At 54.6% G+C, this 3244-nt stretch carries 4 protein-coding genes; all 4 read left to right on the top strand.

Going from position 1 to position 3244, the window contains the following annotated elements:
• A partial coding sequence (locus DW088_RS16820) for a hypothetical protein (protein ID WP_442861195.1) occupies positions 1-254 on the top strand: 254 nt, incomplete at its 5' end.
• A 520-nt stretch (positions 255-774) separates the two neighbouring features.
• Positions 775-1740 (top strand): peptide-methionine (R)-S-oxide reductase MsrB, encoded by a 966-nt coding sequence (msrB, locus tag DW088_RS15360; protein ID WP_442861196.1) that lies wholly within the window; start codon positions 775-777, stop codon positions 1738-1740.
• Positions 1741-1908: 168 nt separating this feature from the next.
• The gene (locus DW088_RS15355; protein ID WP_147356588.1) at positions 1909-2208 is read left to right on the top strand and encodes a hypothetical protein; all 300 of its coding nucleotides are present in this window, start codon (positions 1909-1911) and stop codon (positions 2206-2208) included.
• Positions 2209-2283: 75 nt separating this feature from the next.
• Positions 2284-3213: a DUF4300 family protein gene (locus tag DW088_RS15350; RefSeq protein WP_243029996.1), complete on the top strand. Its 930-nt coding sequence runs from the start codon at positions 2284-2286 to the stop codon at positions 3211-3213.
• Positions 3214-3244: the final 31 nt, after the last annotated feature.

Here is a 3244-nt window from a genome sequence, read left to right as displayed (position 1 = left end):
TTTCCAATACGCCCAAAGGGGGCTTGAAGGGGAGATTCTTAACGCGCAGAAGGAGGAAGGCCGTCCGTCTCTGGCGCCTGGAGAAGAAAGTGACTTTTATGAAAGTCAAGCAGGCCCTCATCCCGCATTTTTCCAAGCTCCAGCGACAGTCCACTGCGCTCCACGCCGAGATAATCCGCAAGCTGCTGGCGGGAGAATGGAATGTCGAATTCATAGCCACCCCGGCGCTGCGCCCAATGTCACTTGCTAACTAAGTGACATTGGCCTTTTTGCCCCAATCGCTTTATTCTCGGCGAATTCAAGATATATTTCCATTAAATCCCCATTCTTAACAAAGATTTTAACCCATTCTCTTTATTATGGTAAAAGAGCTGTAGGCTGACGAGCATTCTGTGCACCATTGCCCTGCCCCTGGTGGGCAGTGCCGGAGGGTAGCTGTATTACCGCTATGTAGGCTGCACCACCGGCACCTGTGCCGTTACGTCCAGCCCGTGACTCTCCACCGGCTTCGGCTGCGTCCTTGGGTCGCTGCTGTATACCGTCCTGCGGCCCGGTCGCGGCAAGAGACAGGACTGTGACAGGGCGGAGTGAGCCCTGATTCCACTGAAAGGAGAAAACGCGATGTATCGAAGCTTATTGGCACTGCTTTTCGCAGCAGTGCTGCTGCTCAGCGGCTGCGCCGCCGGACGGCAGACTGTGCCGAAGGAAAAGAGCGGACAGGAAGCAAACATGGACGGCCCGGCTTTTGACCGGTCTGATGAGGAGATCACCTATATGGATACCACGGAAAATGTCATCTATCTGGCGGGCGGCTGCTTCTGGGGCATGGAACAGCTGATGCAGTCCATCCCCGGCGTCATCGACGCCGAGAGCGGCTACGCCAACGGCACCTGCGAGGCGGATGCCGATTACAAGACCGTCTGCAAGGGAGAGACCGGCTTTCGGGAGACCGTGCGGGTGGAATACGACCCCGAGCAGGTGAGCCTCGACGCGCTGCTGATGGCGTACTTCTATGTCATCGACCCCACGGTACAAAACCGGCAGGGCAACGACCGGGGCAGCCAGTACCAGACCGGTGTCTACTTCACCAACGAAAGCGCGAGAGAAACGGTGAAGCGCATCGCGGAGATCGAGCGCGGCCGCAGCGAGAAATTCTGCGTGGAGATCGGCCCGCTCAAAAACTACTATCCCGCCGAGGAATACCATCAGAACTACCTCGAAAAGAATCCGGACGGCTACTGCCACATCCCGCGCGAGGAGATGGAGCTTTTTTCACGGCTGCGCATCGACCCGGGCGACTATCAGAAGCCTGCGGCGGAGTCCATCCGGGACAAGCTGACGGCGGAGCAGTACCGTGTTACGCAGGAGAGCGGCACAGAGCGCGCTTTCACGGGCGAGTTCTGGGACAAGTTTGAAAAGGGCATCTATGTGGATGTCGTGACCGGTGAGCCGCTCTTTTCCTCCACGGATAAGTACGAGAGCGGCTGCGGCTGGCCTGCCTTTACAAAGCCCATCGAGGGCCCTGCCGTAGTGGAAAAAGAGGATCTGAGCCACGGGATGCGCCGTACGGAGGTCAGAAGCCGTGCCGGAGACTCCCACCTCGGCCACGTGTTCACCGGCGATCCGGAGTCCCCCAATGGCGTGCGCTACTGCATCAACAGTGCGGCTCTGCGCTTCGTCCCCTATGAAAAAATGGAGGCCGAGGGCTACGGATACCTCCTGTATCTGTTTGAGAAATGATTTCAGGTGCATACACATCAAGCGAAAAAGCAGGACGGCTATTCTTCAAAAGAATAGCCGTCTTTTTCTGGGAAAACAGCGAATGGGGCGCGGTTCAACACATTTGAGAAATCCCTTCGCTATGTCAATTCGTTTGATGTGACGGCTCTGATCGAAGCCATCTACGATATGGTCAATCAGAATCAGGCGGTGTGTCGAGTCCTGATTTTGGAGAATACAAACTCAACTGTCCTTATGCGGATGATTGCCCTGGCCAAGGATGACAGTATTGCCTACTGGCGGAAAGAACTGCCCAATGCCAGTGAAACAGATCTTGAGATGATGTATACCCATCTGCCAAATGGAATGATGCATATCGTCGTGGAGGGCTATGACAAGTACAGCAAGGATGAGATAATACGCTTTGTCAGCCGCGTGGTGAAAGCCAGCCTTTCGCTGTTCCAATCGCCCCAAAGACCTCTTGCTTAACATAGACCTTATGCTAGAATGGTATAATAATCTTTGCAAAATAGTCGATGGTCAAAGGAAAGGATGGAGCAGATTATGAAATCATTTCGGCAGACAATGCTGGCTATATGTGTTATTCTTATCGCTTCCGCATTCGCGGGCTGCGGCGCGGACACTGATTTGCCGGATAAGCGTCCGGCATTGGAAAGGATCGAGTACACAAACCTGAACGACAGCGGATCAAGGGAACTTTTAAAGGAGCTGCTCTCCGACGCAGGCGTGTCAGATGGGCGTATTCAGGGCTTTTTCCGCCGTGTGGACCGCTTTAATGACATCGTGAAGCAGGAATGGCTTACGGATGGCTTTGAGGAAGCGGAGCTGCTGTATACGAAATACGACCCTTATACCATGCAGGACGAATGGACGGCGAAGAACGGGACGTTTCCGGGCTATAACTGCCGGATCACCGCCATGAGCCTGTTTGGGGACTTCCTCTCCGTGAGCGCAGACTTTCAAATCAATGCCGATGAAGATGTGCTGTTTGTGGACGAGGAAGCGCTGAAAACAGATCCCGATGCGCTGGGCGGAAGCAGCCTTGCAGATTTCCGCGCACTGTATTCCTCCATGAAGGCGGAGGATACCACGGAGATCAAGCGTCATGTGCAAACCGTACAAGAGGAATGGGCTTCCCGCGGCGTTGCCTTTCGGGAGAATGAAAGAATCCGTCTCATCACGGTATTCTTCCACGATAAGCCGACCGAGGAGGAATCTCTGCTGTTTGTCGGGCATGTTGGCGTTCTTTTGACGGCAGAGGACGGGACGCTGTACTTTGTAGAAAAGGTTGCCTTTCAGGAGCCGTACCGGATGCTGCGCTTTGCCGACCGAACGGCATTGAGCGATTACCTTATGGGGAAATATGACACCTCATGGGGACAGGATACAGCGAGTCCCTTTATCATGGAGAATGACAAGCTCATGGACGGCTGGCGTCCAAACCCGGATAGCAGAAGCTCCGCGCACGGCTAAGGACTGCGCGTTGCTGCCAATATAAGAACTC

Source organism: Butyricicoccus sp. AM05-1 (assembly GCF_003474415.1).
Classification (GTDB): domain Bacteria; phylum Bacillota; class Clostridia; order Oscillospirales; family Butyricicoccaceae; genus Agathobaculum; species Agathobaculum butyriciproducens.
Note: the sequence above shows the minus strand (reverse complement) of the source record. Positions and strands in the feature narration are given on the sequence as shown.

Bases quoted from the DNA above. Each gene is read 5' to 3' on its own strand.
- msrB (WP_442861196.1), top strand. From the start codon at position 775: ATGGATACCACGGAAAATGTCATCTATCTGGCGGGCGGCTGCTTCTGG.
- DW088_RS15350 (WP_243029996.1), top strand. From the start codon at position 2,284: ATGAAATCATTTCGGCAGACAATGCTGGCTATATGTGTTATTCTTATC.
- DW088_RS15355 (WP_147356588.1), top strand. From the start codon at position 1,909: ATGGTCAATCAGAATCAGGCGGTGTGTCGAGTCCTGATTTTGGAGAAT.